The sequence below is a fragment of the Roseibium sp. RKSG952 genome (assembly GCF_009711355.1).
In genome coordinates this window covers 15,337-30,859 of record NZ_SMMF01000903.1, presented here as the reverse complement: position 1 = coordinate 30,859, position 15,523 = coordinate 15,337, and the positions used below count along the sequence as shown (strand labels likewise).

Here is a 15,523-nt window from a genome sequence, read left to right as displayed (position 1 = left end):
CTGCGGCGCAAGACCGGGTTTTAGCCCTTGTCCGGGTTGAAGCCCTCGAACACGATCTGATCGGCGTAACGCGCGGCAATCTCGCGTTGCCCGGTGGTCCGCACCGTCCAGGTCATGAGCGGAACATTGAACAGGCGGCGCAAGACCGTGGGGCCGAGGCGGGGCAGGTCGTTGACGCCATAGGATACGAAATGCGGCCGGGTACGCGGCGCATGGAGGATGTGGCGCATGATGAACCGGTCGATCCGTGTGAAACGGCGGTAATCGCCCTTGTTGTGAGCGCCGTCCGCGACGATCCCGCGCAGGACATGCCGGTTATGTGCCTTTGCAACAGACAGCATGTCGGCATCGAAGCTCTTGATGCAGGCAGGGCCCTTGTAGGCGGCCACCTGATCGACGACATGACGGACGAAATCGGCTTGTGCATCCGGCCGCATCAGCGACTTGACTTCGATCACTAGCGGGACCCGGCCATCCACTAGGCCCAGAAGGTCTTCAAGCCGCCAGAGCTTGTCGGTCCCGGTTTGCATGTCGATGCAGGTCAGTTCGGACGCGGTCTGGCCGATTACCGGGCCGGTTCCATCGGCAAGCCGGTCCAGTGTGTCGTCGTGGAAAACAAGCGCCTTGCCGTCTGCCGTTTCCTGAACATCCACTTCAATTCCGAAATTCCGGTCCATCGCGGCGGAAATGGCGCTTGGTGTGTTTTCGATTACCCCGTCATCGGGCATGTGAAAACCGCGATGCGCGATCGGGCGTGCCATGATCGCCTTCAGATCGTTCATGAAACTGATGTCCCCATGCAGAAGGCGCCGAGCCGTGCCCGGCGTCTTGTCAAGTTATTCGACTTCGAAAATGGCTTCGATTTCAACGGCAACGCCGAAGGGCAGGCTGCCTGCGCTGACGGCCGAGCGTGCGTGACAGCCCTTGTCGCCGAGAACCTCGACCATGAAGTCGGAAGCGCCATTGATGACCTTGGGCTGCTCGGTGAAATCCGGCGTCGAATTGACGAAACCGACCAGTTTGACCAGACGCACTTTTTCAAGGTCGCCGGTTGCTGCCCTGGCCTGCGCCAGAAGGTTGATGGCGCACAGTTTGGCCGCGGCCTGTCCGCCGTCCACGGAAATGTCCGCACCAACCTTTCCGACATGCTGAATGCCGTCCGCATTCATTGGGAGCTGACCGGAAATGAACAGTTGATTGCCGGTCTTGACGAAAGGCACATAATTGGCGGCCGGGGCCGCTGGCGTCGGCAAGGTAACGCCGAGGGCTTCGAGACGTGAGTCAACGGTCTGTGACATCAAAGAAAACTCCGGTAAGAATCAGGGGCCTGCGTGTCTTGGCCGATCTTTTGAAGGGACGCAAGGCACGATATCGGTCTGGAAGTGACGCCATTGCCTTTATCGAGGAAAGCTTCAGCCAGATACGTGGTCCACAAGCTGTGGCAACAAACGCGGAAGGCCCGTCACGGGGTGGTTCTTGCCCCGGCAAGCGTCTAGAGTTCTCCCTGTCTGTGACCGCCGATAACACTTGATCCATGTTCCGGCGGGATAGGAGAAAAGTATGCAGCGTATTTTTGGTGCCCTTCTGTGTCTTGCGAGCGCAACCGGTCTGTCCGGGACCGTCCATGCTGCGGGAGCCCCCGTGTCGCTTGCGCCGCACCGGGCGGTCTATGACATGCAGCTTGGGGATCTGGGCCAGAACTCCGGTCTGGCTGGCCTGAGCGGCCTGATGGTTTACGACTTTAGCGGCAATGCCTGTGACGGCTACAGCGTCAGCTTCCGGTTCGTGACCGAATTTCAGGATGCAAACGGCGGAACGCAAGTCACGGACCTGCGAACCACGTCGTTCGAGGCGCCCGATGCCGGATCCTATCAGTTTCTGACCAAGATCTACATTGATCAGAAGCTGTCTGAATCGACAAAGGGAGAAGCGCGGGCCCGCAACGGCAAAAAGCAGGTCGAGTTGAAAGAACCCGAAGAGCGGTCACTCAGCATCGGCAACACGGCCATGTTTCCGACCGAACACCTGAAACGGGTCATTTCGGCAGCCCGATCCGGCGAACGTTTTGTGGCAGCCGACATTTTCGATGGCTCAGAAACCGGCGACAAGGTCTATACGACGACGTCCGTGATTGGTGCAGGCCGGAACGAAACACTGCCTGCGCCCGCAAATCTTGCCGGTCTCGAACGGGCCCTTGATACCGCCACGCATTGGCCCGTCACGATTGCCTATTTTGAGCCTCTGGAGGGCCTGCAAGGTGAACAGATGCCGGTCTATCAGCTTTCCTTCGAACTCTATGAAAACGGTATCAGCCGGCAGTTGAAACTGGACTATGGTGACTTCACCATCGAGGGAAAGTTGCGCGAGCTGGAGTTTTACGACACCGCGCCCTGCGTCCGGTAAGCGTCCGGCGACAATTCAGCGGTCCTCCCGTCCGCTCCCCGGCCCAAGCGACAGGCCGAGTTCGACTGCCGACTTGCCGAACTTGTCCCGGAGGCTGTCCATGGCAAGCTCCGCTTTCTTGCGCCGTTCCGCAGTTTCGTCGATGAGATCTTGCGGATCGGCACGCTCATCATCGCTCAGGTCGCTGACGCCAATGCCGATCAGGCGGAACCGCCTGCCGTCGGCCTCCCGTTCCAGAAGGTCCACCCCGGCCTGGTAGATCTTTCCGGCCAGTTGGGTCGGGTCGGACACCTGGCGTGCGCGGGTGACCGTCTTGAACTGGGCTGTCTTCAGTTTCAAGGTCACTGTCCGGCCGGCAATGCCCGCCGTCTTCAAACGCGCGGACACCTTTTCCGACAGTCTCCAGAGAATCCGGCGCAAGGCGTCGAAGTCCGAAATGTCCTGATTGAAGGTCGTCTCGTTGCTCACGCTCTTGACTCCCCGCTCCGGTTTGACGGTGCGCTCGTCCTCGCCCTGACACAGCTGCGAAAGACGCAGGCCCATGACACCGTATCGGGCGGCAAGATCCGAAGGCTCCATGGTCTGGAGCTGACCGATGGTCCTGATCCCGTCGGCATAAAGCTTTTTCTGGAACACCTTGCCGACACCCCAGATCAGGCTGACCGGTTTGTCCGAGAGGAAGTGTTTTGCTTCCGCCTGACCGATGACCGAAAACCCGCGCGGTTTTTCCAGATCCGAGGCGACTTTCGCGAGAAACTTGTTGGGGGCGAGGCCGACCGATGCAGTAATCCCGATTTCGGCCTCGATCTCCCGGATCAGGCGGGCCAGTGTTTCGGCCGGACTTGCATGATGGAGCCGCTCGGTTCCGGTCAGGTCGAGAAACGCCTCGTCGATCGAGAGCGGTTCAACAAGCGGGGTCAGCGCCTGCATCCGTTCGCGGATCTCGCGGCCAACAGCGACGTATTTTTCCATGTCGGGCCTGATCACCACCGCGTCGGGACAGGCCTCCAGCGCCTTGAACATCGGCATGGCCGAGCGAACACCATAGATCCGCGCGATGTAGCAGGCGGTCGACACCACCCCGCGCCGGCCGCCGCCGATGATCACCGGCCGGTCCGAGAGATCCGGATTGTCCCGCTTTTCGATGGACGCATAAAAGGCATCACAATCGATATGGGCAATCGTCAGCTGGTCCAGTTCCGCATGGATCACCAATCGCGGGCTGCCGCAAGACGGGCACCGGGGAAGATGGGCCTCAGCACGGAGACCGCAGTCCCGGCACAAGGCCTTGCGCGGAACACAGGAGGTGTGCGTTCCCGGTTTGTTTTCAATATTGTCTGTCATGCCAATTCACGGCGCCAAAATGCTTTAGTTTGTCACAATAGCGCTGATGAACGCAGCTGTCTCGGCCCAGTCACTGGTCAGAAGCGCAATATGGGGATCAGGCGTGAGGACCGTCCTGAACCGTTGATCGGCAATGAACTGGATCTGGACGGAAGAGGGCAGGCTGGCGCGGACCGACCTGTGATTGATGTGGCTGTCATCGATAAACACCACCGGGGCCGGACGGCCTGCCGACAGGGCTGCGACTGCGCCGCCCTTCGGACCCGCATTGGTCACGACCGGATAGGGAAAGCCGCAATCGGACAGGAGCTTTTCCCGGATTGCCTTGTTGTGCGCTCCCGGCAAATTGGTCAGGAACACGATATCCCACATGTCCGAAAGCTGCTTCAGGGCCTTGTCCGCACCGTCGACAGGTCTTTGACGGTGGCTCTCTGAATCAAAAAAGGTTTCCAGATGCCGTCTGACCTCCTCCGACGGCAGCGGCTCTGTTTCACCCCGACGTGCGATGTTTCCGGTCAGCTTGTATTCGAAGCTGAGGAACACCAGACCGAGGTCTTTGAGGTATTGTTCCAGATGGCTTGCCAGATGCAGGATCACTTCGTCCACGTCACATACGATCAGAGGCCGGTGTGACCGCGGCAGGGCGGCAATCTGGTCAAGGACGTTGCGGCTTGCCGGGTGCGGCTCAGACATCATAAAGACCGTCATCGGAGAGGGTAAAGCGCGCGGCGGCGATCATCGTCGGGCGCAAGCCGGCATTCTCGCAAAAGGCCAGGAGCAGGGCTTCATCGCTCATGTAGAACTCCAGAACACCGGCCAAAAAACCGGGTTCTGCAGCCGCTTCGCGAATCGATTCCGGCCCAATACCGGCCATGGCCAGAAACCGTCCCACAAGTTCCGGGTCGCGCGCCAGTTGGGTCAGAGCCTCCATCGCGATTTTCTGGGCTTCTTCGGGTGCCATCGTTTTGCCGGGCTTGGTCAGCATGGGGATCTTTGCCTTTCTGAAACGATTACGCTTTAAAAGGACCTACCTTGGAGAGGTCACGCGTTCCAGTTTCTAGAGGCGAGCGAGACTTTAATACAGTGCAATTCCTCGGCCGGGCCGGAAAAAGGGCTTTGACATGGCGAAAACAGTTTTGATCGTTGAAGACAATGAGCTGAACATGAAGCTCTTTCATGATCTTCTGGAAGCGCACGGCTATGAGACCCTTCAAACCCGGACCGGCATTGAAGCGCTGGACCTGGCCCGCGGCCATCATCCCGATCTGATCCTCATGGATATCCAGCTGCCCGAGGTCTCCGGCCTTGAGGTGACGAGGTGGATCAAGGAAGACGAGGACTTGCGCACCATACCGGTGATTGCCGTGACTGCCTTTGCGATGAAAGGCGACGAGGAACGCATCCGGCAGGGCGGCTGTGAAGCCTACATTTCCAAGCCTATTTCGGTGGCGAAGTTTCTCGAGACTGTGCGCACTTACTTGGGCGATGCATGATATCTGCGAAGTCTCGCAAGCATATCATCAAGTGTAGCCTGTGGTTTTTCCCGAGGTGATTCGCCGCGAGCCTTTAATCGGAAAATGTGGATTTACCATGGTTGACGACCACATGTGTAAAACGTCCGGAAATTGTTGATTTCCTGCACCACTCCGCTAGGGTGACGAATGGTTATCGGTTACTAGTTAGTTAGCCATAACATGACAGGTCTTGAGGTGCCCTATAATAAAGGGACCCGGGGCTGGTCACGGCAAACAGATTCCCTACGGAATGCTCAGGTCCGCCGCATCTCCTGGGTCCGTGGGGTCGGCCGGCGGCGAGGCGGGACAGCGAGTGGCCTCCTCGATCCCCGATACTCCCGCCGGCCACCTATTGCCCTGAAGCATTTCATTTCGAGTGAAACCCGCGAACCTTGTGGCTGGCTTGTCTGTGTCCGGGCCTGACTGCGGCACTGCGACGAAAGACTATTATATTCCGTAGCGTTATCCCCGGTAAATGGTGGTTGGTAATTCCGGAGGCAAAACGCATCCTCCAGACGTCTCGGACCCTGTCACATTTTCGCAGGGGCAAATCGTCTTGCTTGAGAAGGGCGGGCTGTCGCGCGCCGCAATTTGCTCAATGGGAGGTTGTTTCATGAAGAAAAGGATCGTAGCCGCGGTTGTACTGGCCGTGGCGTTGGTGTCTGCCGGTTTCACATTGTACACCCCGGATCTGGGGCGCACGGATCTGGAGGCCCGGTATGCAAACACGGATTCGAAATTTGTCGAGGTCGACGGGTTGAGAATGCACTACCGGGATCAGGGGAGCGGGCCTGCGTTATTGTTGATCCACGGGTCGAACGCATCCCTGCACACCTGGGAAGGCTGGGTGAAGGAGCTGTCAGACGATTTCCGGATCATTTCTTTCGATCTTCCGGGCCACGGGCTGACCGGACCGGACGCGAAGAAGCGTTATGGCTGGATTCCGCAAGCGGAACTTGCCGGCCGGTTGATGGAGGCGCTGGACATTGAACGGTTTTCCGTTGCCGGCAATTCGCTTGGCGGCGCCATTGCGTGGAACCTCGCCGTTCTTGAGCCGGAGCGTGTCGAGAACCTTATCCTGATCGACAGCATCGGCTACCCGCGCGAGGAGCCGTTGCCTCTGATCCTTCGGGCCTATGGCACGCCTGTGCTCGGCGACGTCCTGACGGTCGTGACCCCGCGTGCGGCCATCCGCGACAGTCTGGAGAGTGTCTATGGCGATCCTCAAAAGGTTGGGCCGGAGATGGTGGAGCTGTATCACGACCTCAATCTGCGTGAGGGCAACCGGCAGGCGACCCATGAGCGTTTGTCACTGGCCGACGACAATGATCACCTGAACAAGCTGGCGTCCCTGCAGGTGCCGACGCTGATCCTTTGGGGGGCGAAGGACACCTGGGTGCACCCGAAATATGCCGGTTATTTCGCCCGCGATATCAAGAACAGCGATGTCATCATCTATGATGATCTGGGGATGTTCCGATGGAGGAAGCGCCTGCCCGGACTGCTTCGGATGCGCGGGCGTTTCTTGTGCAGTGACGGGATGTTTGTGTAAGCTGTGAGGCCTCGCCGCAGGGAGGCGGCAGGCACTGAAATCCTGAAAAGCGCATGCGGGCAGATGTTTGCCTGAATGCGCTTTTTTCAATTGTACTGTTCGTTGCAGCAAGTTGCGCAAAGGCTGCCCGCATTGCTGTTCAGGACGCGATTATGCCGGAAAGCGGAAAACTGAATTCAAGATCTGCTGCGTTTTATCGGGTTTGAATGGAAATTAGATAGGTCTTCCAACAATCAATGGAGACCTCCGATGAAGTCGATGATCCTCAATGCATATGGCGACGCTGCCAAATTCGAGAGGGCCAATCTTCCGCTGCCGCCGGTCAAACCGGGCCATGTCCTGGTTCGGGTGGCTGCGGCCAGCGTGAATACGGTTGATACGATGATCCGCCAGATGGGCAAGGACCTGCCGTTTTCTCCGGATCTTCCGGCTGTTCTGGGCATGGATTTTGCGGGCACCATTACCCAAATCGGCGAAGGCGTCACAGGTTTTGCGGTTGGGGACGAGGTTTATGGCTGTGCAGGTGGCCTTGCGGATCTTCAAGGTGCGCTTGCTGAATACATGTTGGCCGACGCCCGGCTGATTGCAAGGAAGCCGAAGTCCCTGTCGATGCGCGAGGCGGCGGCCATTCCGCTGGTTGGCATCACCGCTTACGAGGGGCTGGAACGTGCCGGTATTGCCAGGGACAAAAAGATCCTGATTCAGGGTGGGGCCGGGGGTGTCGGTCATGTTGCCGTTCAGTTGGCACGGCATTTCGGTGCCGAGGTCTACGCGACCGGGGGAGGTGACAGGCAGATCGCGGTTATCGAAGGTTTCGGCGCGACGGCCATCGATTTCAAGGCTGACAGGATCGAGGACTATGTTGCGCGCCATACTGGCGGCGCCGGGTTCGAAATCGTGTTTGACACGGTCGGGGGCGCGAACCTACCGAATTCCTTTGAGGCTGCGGCCCTCAATGCGCAGGTGGCCACGACAGTTTCGCTTCTGGAGCTGGACTTGTCACCGGTTCACGTGAAGGGCTTGTCGCTGCACGTGGTTTTCATGTTGATCCCGATGCTGCACGACCTGCAGCGCCAGAACCACGGCAACATTCTCGCCCGTTTGGCAGAGATCGCGGACAGTGGTGCTTTGAGGCCGGTGCTGGATGAAACGACATTTCGTCTGGAAGACGTTGGTGCAGCCTATGACCGTCTGACCAGCGGCAAGGCCATCGGCAAGGTGGTTGTCGAGATGTGATCGTTTCCGATTTGCCGGAACGCACAGGACTGGCGTGCGCTCCGGAGAAACGGCCGCGACCCGTTCCAGGCGGCTTAATTGAGGGCGGGAGACAATTCCCGTCGCAACACAAACTGCCAAGTCCACAACAGTAACAGGATCTGCAAGGGGGCCCGGATGACAAGGTAAACCGGCCCCCATGCGTGGCCGCCCATATCGGCATAGGCCAAAGCCGCATGAATGTTTGCCGGGAAAAAAGCGATCAAAACGGCCGTTGCAGCATATCCGGCAGCGCGCCTGCTTGCGCGAAACACAAGGCCCAAGGCGATTCCGAATTCCAGAACACCGGTTGCCAGCACAAGTTCGCGCCGATAGGGGACGGCTTCGGGAAGCATCGCGATCATGCCGTTTGTTTGAACGAAGTGCCCGACCCCAAAGAAGACAAAGGCCATGGCAAGCCCGATATGGCCGCCAAAACGTGCCCCGTCCGGTCCGGCAAGAACCCGTCCACCAAGCAGGGGCAGGGTTAGAATAGCCAATATCACCAAAGGTGTGGTCATGGAGATCCCCGCTGAAACAGTTCGGGCGTCACGATCATGTGTGACGTAATGGTAAACCGTGTTCCTGGGGGATTTGCAACCCTTTAGCGTACCGGGTGCGATAACCCCGTCTGAGATGCGATGGTCCGGTATTGGCCCGGACCGGCGTGGGCTTCCGGCTTGTAGGGCTCGAAAAACGCGACTGAGGCACCGTGAGTGCATGCTTTGGGGGGGTAAAAAAACAAAAACCGCTGGAAGGTCCAGCGGTTTTTTTGCGTCTGCAGTACAGAAAGCTTACTTGATCTTTGCTTCCTTGAAGTCGACGTGCTTCTTGGCAACCGGGTCGTACTTCCGCTTGACCATCTTTTCGGTCATGGTGCGGGAGTTCTTCTTGGTGACATAGAAAAATCCGGTGTCAGCCGTGGAAAGAAGCTTGATCTTGATTGTTGTCGCCTTGGCCATGGCCTTGGATCCTGTGTTGTTTGGTCGGGCAAACGGTTCTTATGGCCAGAGTGGCTGGCGAATGATCTGCCCCAGTGTCTGAAATCAGCGCGCAACCTACTCATCATGGCGCCAAAGTCAAGGCTTTGCAGGATTTGCAGGGCGGAATCTTGTTAGGTTGGCGTTGCCGTTTCAGATCTCGGTTCTGACAAATGACCCGGCCCGGAAATAGTAATAGGGGACGCCGGTTGCCGGGTTGAGGTCGGGGTCCGACGCCAGCCGGGTTTCGAGATCCGAGAGAATCGTTTTGGTGATGAAGGGCAGGTCCTTCGTGCGGGCTTCTTCCAGTGTCAGCCAGGCAACGTCTTCAAGTTCGCCTGATGGTCCCATGCCGGTTTCCAGCCGGTCTGCGATGGCTCCCGACCAGACGGCGAAAAACCGTGTGTCGAACCGGCGCGGGCGCTTGGGCGGGGTGATTGCACGGGCAACCAGCCGCATCGGGGCGAGGTCCGGACGGACGCCATGCTGTTCGAAGGCCTCGAAACCGGCACCGATCCGGTCAGGCTTGTCCGATTTGCGGCCGATAAAGAGCCCGGCCTCCTCATAGGTTTCGCGGATCGCTGCAAGCGCCAGTCCCTTCAGACGGCCGTCGCTGCGCACGGCCTTGGGGTCCTTGCGAAGCTTGGCTTCCACCTCCGGATGATAGGAACTGGTTACCTTGATGCGCGAATCGGAGGCATCGAGCCGCCCGCCGGGAAAGACGTATTTCCCGGGCATGAAGGTGTGGCGCATATGCCGGCGCCCCATCAGCACGCGCACCGGTCCGCCGCTGGTCCGGTCCAGGATCAAAAGGGTCGAAGCGTCCTTGGGGCGGATATAGGGGTGATCGCCGATCTGTTCGTCACGGGCGAGTTTGTCGGCCATCGATTCGCTCATTTCAATTGTCCGGCCGGGTCGGGTTCCGGCAGGTCCTCCTGTGCGTCAGGGTCAAAGCCGTGCATGTAAAGCGCCCATTGCAACCCGATGAGTGCGCCCTTGATGGGCCTGAGCAGACCAAGGGACAGGATCAGCGTCAAGGGGATCCACAAGGATAAATGCGCCCAGACCGGTGGCCGGTAGAGCAGCTCAACGGCCAGAAGACCCGGGATGATGACATGCCCGACCACGGTGATGGTGAAATAGGGCGGCGCATCATCCGCGCGGTGGTGATGCAGGTCCTCGCCGCAGGAGTTGCAAGCCGTTTGCGTTGCCAGATAGCCCTTGAAGAGCTTTCCCTTGCCGCAATTCGGGCACTTTCCCAAAAAGCCGCGCATCATGGCGGGCATGGCCGGGCGTTTCGGCTTGCTGTTGGATGTGTCCTCGACCGGGCCCGGATCGCCGCTGGTGTATTGAACATTCATTTGCTTTTTCTGCCCCGTTTGGAGCGCACAGGCGGCGCCGCACCCCGGCGGCTCGCCCGGCTTTTTTGAATGCGGGACTTCGAACCGGTCTTCTGGGCACGCTTGCCGCCCGTGCGGCCTTTGCTTTCGATCTCGAAACGCAAAGCACCGGCAAAGGGCGCGGCCTCCACCAGCTTCACGTCGACAAGGTCGCCAAGCTGGTAGGTTTCTCCGGTCTTGTCACCTATGAGGGCATGCGACCCTTCGTCGTATCGGTAATAATCGAGGCCAATGGTTGAAGCGGGAACGAAGCCGTCGGCCCCGGTGTCCTCGAGCCGGACAAACATCCCGGACTTCACCACGCCCGCGATCCGGCCCTTGAAACTGGCTCCGATCTGATCGGCCATCCAAAGCGCAATCAGCCGGTCGATGGTCTCGCGCTCGGCCAGCATCGCGCGGCGTTCTGCCGCGGAAATCTCGGCGCCGATGGCTTCCAGCTTGGACTCGATCCCCTCCGGCAAGCCGTCCTCGCCAAGTCCCAGTGCCGAGATCAGCCCGCGATGCACGATCAGGTCCGCATACCGGCGGATCGGCGAGGTGAAATGCGCATAGCGGCGCAGGTTCAATCCGAAATGGCCGATATTCTGCGGCGCGTATTCGGCCTGGGCCTGAGAGCGCAGGATCACTTCATTGACCAGATGTGCCTGCGGTGTATCCCTGACCTTGCTCAGAATGCCGTTGAACACGGAAGGTCTCAAGCCCCCGGAGGAGGGCAGCTTCATGTTCAGGGTCGACAGGAATTCCTTAAGGTTTTCCAGCTTTTCCGGCGTCGAAGCATCGTGGATGCGGTAGAGCAGGGGAGACTTCTTTTTCTCCAGTGTCTCGGCCGCGGCCACATTGGCCTGGATCATGAACTCCTCGATCAGCTTGTGCGCATCGAGACGCTCCGGCACATAGACATGATCGACGGTGCCGTCTTCCTTCAGCTTGATCTTGCGTTCCGGCAGGTCGAGTTCGAGCGGCTCGCGCGCGTCGCGGCCCTTTTTCAGGCAGCCATAGGCCTCCCATAACGGTTTGAGAATACCGTCGACGAGGGTTTCCGTGGACGCGTCGGTGATGCCTTCAATGGCCTTTTGCGCCTGTAGATAGGACAGCTTGGCAGCCGAGCGCATCATCACCCGGTGGAAGCTGTGGCTGATCTTGCGGCCCGTCTTGTCGAACACCATGCGCACCGCCATGGCCGGGCGGTCTTCCTTTTCCCGCAGCGAGCACATGTTGTTGGAGATGCGTTCGGGAAGCATCGGGATCACCCGGTCGGGGAAATAGACCGAATTGCCGCGTTTCAGCGCTTCCTTGTCGAGTGCCGAGCCCGGGCGGACATAATGGGCCACGTCTGCAATGGCGACATAGACGACGTGGCCGCCCTCGTTTTCCGGGTCCTCATCAGCTTCTGCAAAGACCGCATCGTCATGGTCCTTGGCGTCGGGCGGATCGATGGTGACAAGCGGGATCTGCCGCCAGTCTTCCCTTTTCCCGGGAGTGACCGGTTTGGCCGCTTCCGCTTCCGCCTCGACAGCGGCAGGGAACACATGCGGGATGCCCTGGGATTGCAAGGCGATTTCGGAAATCGCCTTTTCCGAATGCATGGAGCCGAACCGTTCCACTACCGAGGCAACAGGGTGCCCGTAGCGGCCCGAACGTGTCACCTGAACGCTGATCAGGTCGCCGTCTTGGGCCTCCTTCAGATCGGTCGGGTCGATGTCGAGTTCGCGCTGCTTGCGGTCGATCGGCTCAAGATAGGCCGGGCGGTTGGCGTCGCGCTTGCGGAAGATGCCAAGGATCGCCCCCTGCCGCTTTTCCAGAACGCGGATAACGCGGGCGGCGTGGCTCGCTTCCTTGCCGGTTTCTGCTTCCGTCAGCCGGATCAGGGCGCGGTCGCCAACGCCGGGCTGGGCGTTCTTGGACTTCCCCGTAAGGACGAGTATGCGCGGCGCATTTCCCGCTTCGTCGTCCCAGTCGACGGGTTCGCCCAGCAATTCGCCATCGCCGTCGCGGGTCACGATATTGGCCACGAACACGGGTGGCAGGTCACCCGGGCGGATCATCCGTTTTTGCCGCTTTTCGATCAGCCCGTCCTGGGCCAGATCCTTCAGGAGCTTCTTCAGATGGATTCGCGCGCCGCCGATGATGCCGAAATGGCGGGCGATTTCGCGCTTGCCCGCCTTGCCCGGATTGTCGGCGACAAAAGCCAGAATGTCCTCGCGCGAAGGCATGTCGCCGGGGACCTTGGCATGGGCGCGTTTCGCGTGTTTTCTCGGATTAATCCGTTTGGCACTCAAGATGCATCATCCCACGGCACCTCATCGGAAGATGCATCAACCGTGGTCTTGGCTGTGGTTTTCTTCGCGGTGGTCTTCTTGGCAGCCGTTTTCTTTGTGGTTGTTTTTTTCGCTGTCGACTTGGTCTCGCCGTCAGCGGCGGCCTTTTTGGCGGTTGTCTTTTTTGCGGCCGTCTTTTTGGGAGCGGCTTTTTTCTTGGCTCCGCCCTTGGCCGCCTTTTCGGCAATCAGCTTCAGGGCCTGTTCCAGGGTGACTGTTTGCGGATCGGTGTCCTTGGGCAGGGTCGCATTGATCTTGCCATGCTTGACGTAAGGCCCGTAGCGCCCGTCATAGACATTGATCGGCCCGCCCTCTTCCGGATGGTCGCCAAGTTCCTTGAGCGCCGTGGCAGCTGCGCGTCCGCGGCCACCCTTGGAGCGCTTCTCGGCAAGCGCATCAACCGCCCGGTTGATGCCGACGGAAAAGACCTCTTCCGGCGACGACAGATTGGCATAGGTGCCCTCATGCAGCACAAACGGGCCATAGCGGCCCAGCCCGGCGGTGATCATCTTGCCGTCTTCCGGGTGCGGCCCGACCTCGCGCGGCAGTGACAACAGCTGAAGCGCCTTTTCCAGATCAAGGTCAGCGGCGGACCAGCCCTTTGGCAGGGACGACCGCTTTGGCTTGGCCTCTTCGCCCAACTGGACATAGGGGCCGAAGCGGCCCGTCCGCAGGGAGACATCCAGGCCGGTTTCGGGATCCTGCCCGAGCAGTTTCGGACCGTCCGCCCCCGCCTCGCCGTCGCCGTCTGCGGATTTGGCGAGTTGGCGCGTGTAGTTGCATTCCGGATAATTCGAGCAGCCGATAAAGGCCCCGAAGCGGCTGACCTTCAGGGACAACTGGCCGTTGTCGCAGGACGGGCAGGCGCGCGGATCGGACCCGTCTTCCTTTGGCGGGAAGATGTGCGCGCCCAGAACCTCGTTGAGGGCGTCGATCACCTCGGAGACGCGCAAATCCTTGATTTCATCGACATTGCCGGAGAAATCCCGCCAGAAGGCGCGCAGAACATCCAGCCAGGACAGTTCACCGGACGAAATCTTGTCGAGCTGCTCCTCGAGACTTGCGGTGAAATCAAACTCGACATAGCGGTTGAAGTAACTTGCAAGGAACGCGATGACGATCCGCCCCTTGTCCAGCGGGACAAGCTGTTTCTTGTCCAGTTCGACATAATCGCGGTCGCGCAGGGTTTGCAGCGTGGACGCGTATGTCGACGGCCGGCCGATGCCGAGTTCTTCCATCTTCTTGAGGAGGCTGGCTTCGGTGTAGCGCGGTGGCGGCGTGGTGAAATGCTGGCTGGCCTCGATCGGTGCGGACTTTCCGTCGATGGAGGCTGCAGTGAGTGCTGCGCCTTGCTCGACCGCAGGCAGGCGTTTGGAGCTTTCGTCCTCGTCGTCGTCGCGGCCTTCCTGATAAAGCGCCAGAAAGCCGTCGAAGCGGATAACGGAACCGGTCGCGCGCAGGTTTGCGGTCTTGCCGGAACCGGACGCCAGAACCTCGATGGTGGTCCGTTCAAGCACCGCCGATTCCATCTGGCTCGCCATGGTGCGCTTCCAGATCAACTCGTAAAGCCGCGCCTGATCCGGATCGAGGAAACGGGCGACATCCTTCGGGCGGCGGGACAGATCCGTCGGGCGCACCGCTTCGTGGGCCTCCTGGGCGTTCTTTGCCTTGGAGGAATAAAAGCGCGGCTTTTCGGGCACATACTGGTCGCCGAAGTCCTGACCGATCACCTTGCGGGCAGCAGAAATCGCCTCGTTGGCGATCTGGACACCGTCGGTACGCATATAGGTGATCAGACCGGAAGTCTCGCCGCCAATGGAGATGCCCTCATAGAGCTTCTGCGCCACCTGCATGGTGCGGGAGGCGGAAAAACCGAGCTTGCGGCTTGCTTCCTGCTGCAGCGTCGAGGTGGTGAAGGGCGCTGCCGGATTGCGTTTTGCCGGTTTGGAGACAACGCTCTCGACCGCAAAGCTGGCGCTTTCCAGCATGGTCTTGATGCGGGAGGCGTTTTCTTCCGTCTTGATGTCGAGGCGGTTGATCTTCTTGCCGTCAAAACCTGTCAGGCCCGCCTGAAAGCCCTTGTCGTCCGGTGTTTTCAGGTTGGCGAGGATGGACCAGTACTCCTGCGGTTCGAAAACCTCGATTTCCATTTCCCGGTCGCAGATCAGGCGGAGGGCAACCGATTGCACACGGCCGGCAGACCTTGCGCCGGGCAGCTTGCGCCACAGGACTGGAGAGAGGGTAAAGCCGACCAGATAATCAAGCGCGCGCCGGGCAAGATAGGCATCGACCAGCGGCGTATCCAGCTCGCGCGGATTGGCCATCGCTTCCAGAATGGCGTTCTTGGTGATGGCGTTGAACACCACCCGCTGGACCTGCTTGTCCTTGAGCACGCGCTTTTTCTGAAGCACCTCCAGAACGTGCCATGAAATGGCTTCCCCTTCGCGGTCGGGGTCAGTCGCGAGAATCAGTCTGTCGGCATCCTTGACCGCATTGGCGATCTCGGTCAGGCGTTTCTGGGATTTGGGATCCACCTGCCAGCTCATGGCGAAGTCTTCGTCCGGCTTGACCGATCCGTCCTTGGCAGGCAGGTCTCTCACATGGCCGTAGGAGGCAAGCACGTGATAGTCGGAGCCAAGATATTTGTTGATCGTCTTGGCTTTGGCCGGTGATTCCACAATGACGATGTTCATCAGTACCCAAAATGCACGTGGCCGGACGCGCAATCAGGGCGCGCAGTCGGCGATTAAAAGGTCTT

Annotated in this window: 15 protein-coding genes; 4 read left to right on the top strand and 11 right to left on the bottom strand. The window is 59.5% G+C overall.

Annotated elements, in window-relative coordinates; all coding sequences use genetic code 11:
• Nucleotides 1–20: 20 nt before the first annotated feature.
• On the bottom strand, nt 21–782 hold the full coding sequence (locus E1297_RS17100; RefSeq protein WP_155140359.1) for a glycerophosphodiester phosphodiesterase family protein: 762 nt from the start codon (nt 780–782) through the stop codon (nt 21–23).
• Between the two features lie 54 nt (nt 783–836).
• Entirely contained in the window at nt 837–1,298 is a 462-nt protein-coding gene (locus E1297_RS17095) for a RidA family protein (RefSeq protein WP_155140357.1), read from the bottom strand.
• A gap of 262 nt (nt 1,299–1,560) precedes the next feature.
• Between E1297_RS17095 and E1297_RS17090 the strand changes: the two genes are divergently transcribed.
• Nucleotides 1,561–2,403: a cell envelope integrity EipB family protein gene (locus E1297_RS17090; protein WP_155140356.1), complete on the top strand. Its 843-nt coding sequence runs from the start codon at nt 1,561–1,563 to the stop codon at nt 2,401–2,403.
• 15 nt (nt 2,404–2,418) lie between these two features.
• On the opposite strand, the gene E1297_RS17085 is transcribed toward E1297_RS17090, so the two are convergent.
• From E1297_RS17085 to E1297_RS17075, 3 genes are read right to left on the bottom strand one after another with little or no spacing between them, the layout of a single operon-like run.
• Entirely contained in the window at nt 2,419–3,747 is a 1,329-nt protein-coding gene (locus tag E1297_RS17085; protein WP_155140354.1) for a DNA polymerase IV, read from the bottom strand.
• 24 nt (nt 3,748–3,771) lie between these two features.
• Entirely contained in the window at nt 3,772–4,443 is a 672-nt protein-coding gene (locus E1297_RS17080; RefSeq protein ID WP_209015826.1) for a hypothetical protein, read from the bottom strand.
• A complete protein-coding gene (locus E1297_RS17075) occupies nt 4,433–4,732 on the bottom strand; it encodes a DUF3572 domain-containing protein (RefSeq protein WP_244327794.1) in 300 nt (99 codons plus the stop codon). Before E1297_RS17075 ends, E1297_RS17080 begins: the two co-directional genes overlap by 11 nt.
• A 136-nt stretch (nt 4,733–4,868) precedes the next feature.
• Between E1297_RS17075 and E1297_RS17070 the strand changes: the two genes are divergently transcribed.
• The 3 genes from E1297_RS17070 to E1297_RS17060 all read left to right on the top strand — a co-directional run bounded on the left by E1297_RS17070 (nt 4,869) and on the right by E1297_RS17060 (nt 8,049).
• Complete coding sequence (locus tag E1297_RS17070; protein ID WP_155140352.1) at nt 4,869–5,240, top strand: response regulator; 372 nt, start codon at nt 4,869–4,871, stop codon at nt 5,238–5,240.
• 634 nt (nt 5,241–5,874) lie between these two features.
• The gene (locus E1297_RS17065; protein ID WP_196223343.1) at nt 5,875–6,813 is read left to right on the top strand and encodes an alpha/beta fold hydrolase; all 939 of its coding nucleotides are present in this window, start codon (nt 5,875–5,877) and stop codon (nt 6,811–6,813) included.
• A gap of 249 nt (nt 6,814–7,062) precedes the next feature.
• Nucleotides 7,063–8,049 (top strand): zinc-dependent alcohol dehydrogenase family protein, encoded by a 987-nt coding sequence (locus tag E1297_RS17060; RefSeq protein WP_155140348.1) that lies wholly within the window; start codon nt 7,063–7,065, stop codon nt 8,047–8,049.
• A 74-nt stretch (nt 8,050–8,123) separates the two neighbouring features.
• Here E1297_RS17060 and E1297_RS17055 read toward each other — a convergent pair whose 3' ends face one another.
• The 6 genes from E1297_RS17055 to topA all read right to left on the bottom strand — a co-directional run bounded on the left by E1297_RS17055 (nt 8,124) and on the right by topA (nt 15,458).
• Entirely contained in the window at nt 8,124–8,588 is a 465-nt protein-coding gene (locus E1297_RS17055) for a hypothetical protein (protein WP_155140346.1), read from the bottom strand.
• 273 nt (nt 8,589–8,861) lie between these two features.
• Nucleotides 8,862–9,029 (bottom strand): 50S ribosomal protein L33, encoded by a 168-nt coding sequence (gene rpmG / locus E1297_RS17050; RefSeq protein ID WP_155140344.1) that lies wholly within the window; start codon nt 9,027–9,029, stop codon nt 8,862–8,864.
• 171 nt (nt 9,030–9,200) lie between these two features.
• The gene (locus tag E1297_RS17045; protein ID WP_155140342.1) at nt 9,201–9,944 is read right to left on the bottom strand and encodes an NUDIX hydrolase; all 744 of its coding nucleotides are present in this window, start codon (nt 9,942–9,944) and stop codon (nt 9,201–9,203) included.
• Nucleotides 9,941–10,408 (bottom strand): DUF983 domain-containing protein, encoded by a 468-nt coding sequence (locus E1297_RS17040; RefSeq protein WP_155140340.1) that lies wholly within the window; start codon nt 10,406–10,408, stop codon nt 9,941–9,943. Before E1297_RS17040 ends, E1297_RS17045 begins: the two co-directional genes overlap by 4 nt.
• A complete protein-coding gene (gene rnr, locus E1297_RS17035) occupies nt 10,405–12,660 on the bottom strand; it encodes a ribonuclease R (RefSeq protein ID WP_155140387.1) in 2,256 nt (751 codons plus the stop codon). The genes E1297_RS17040 and rnr overlap by 4 nt, the downstream gene beginning before the upstream one ends.
• Nucleotides 12,661–12,722: 62 nt before the next feature.
• Nucleotides 12,723–15,458: a type I DNA topoisomerase gene (gene topA, locus E1297_RS17030; RefSeq protein WP_155140338.1), complete on the bottom strand. Its 2,736-nt coding sequence runs from the start codon at nt 15,456–15,458 to the stop codon at nt 12,723–12,725.
• Nucleotides 15,459–15,523: the final 65 nt, after the last annotated feature.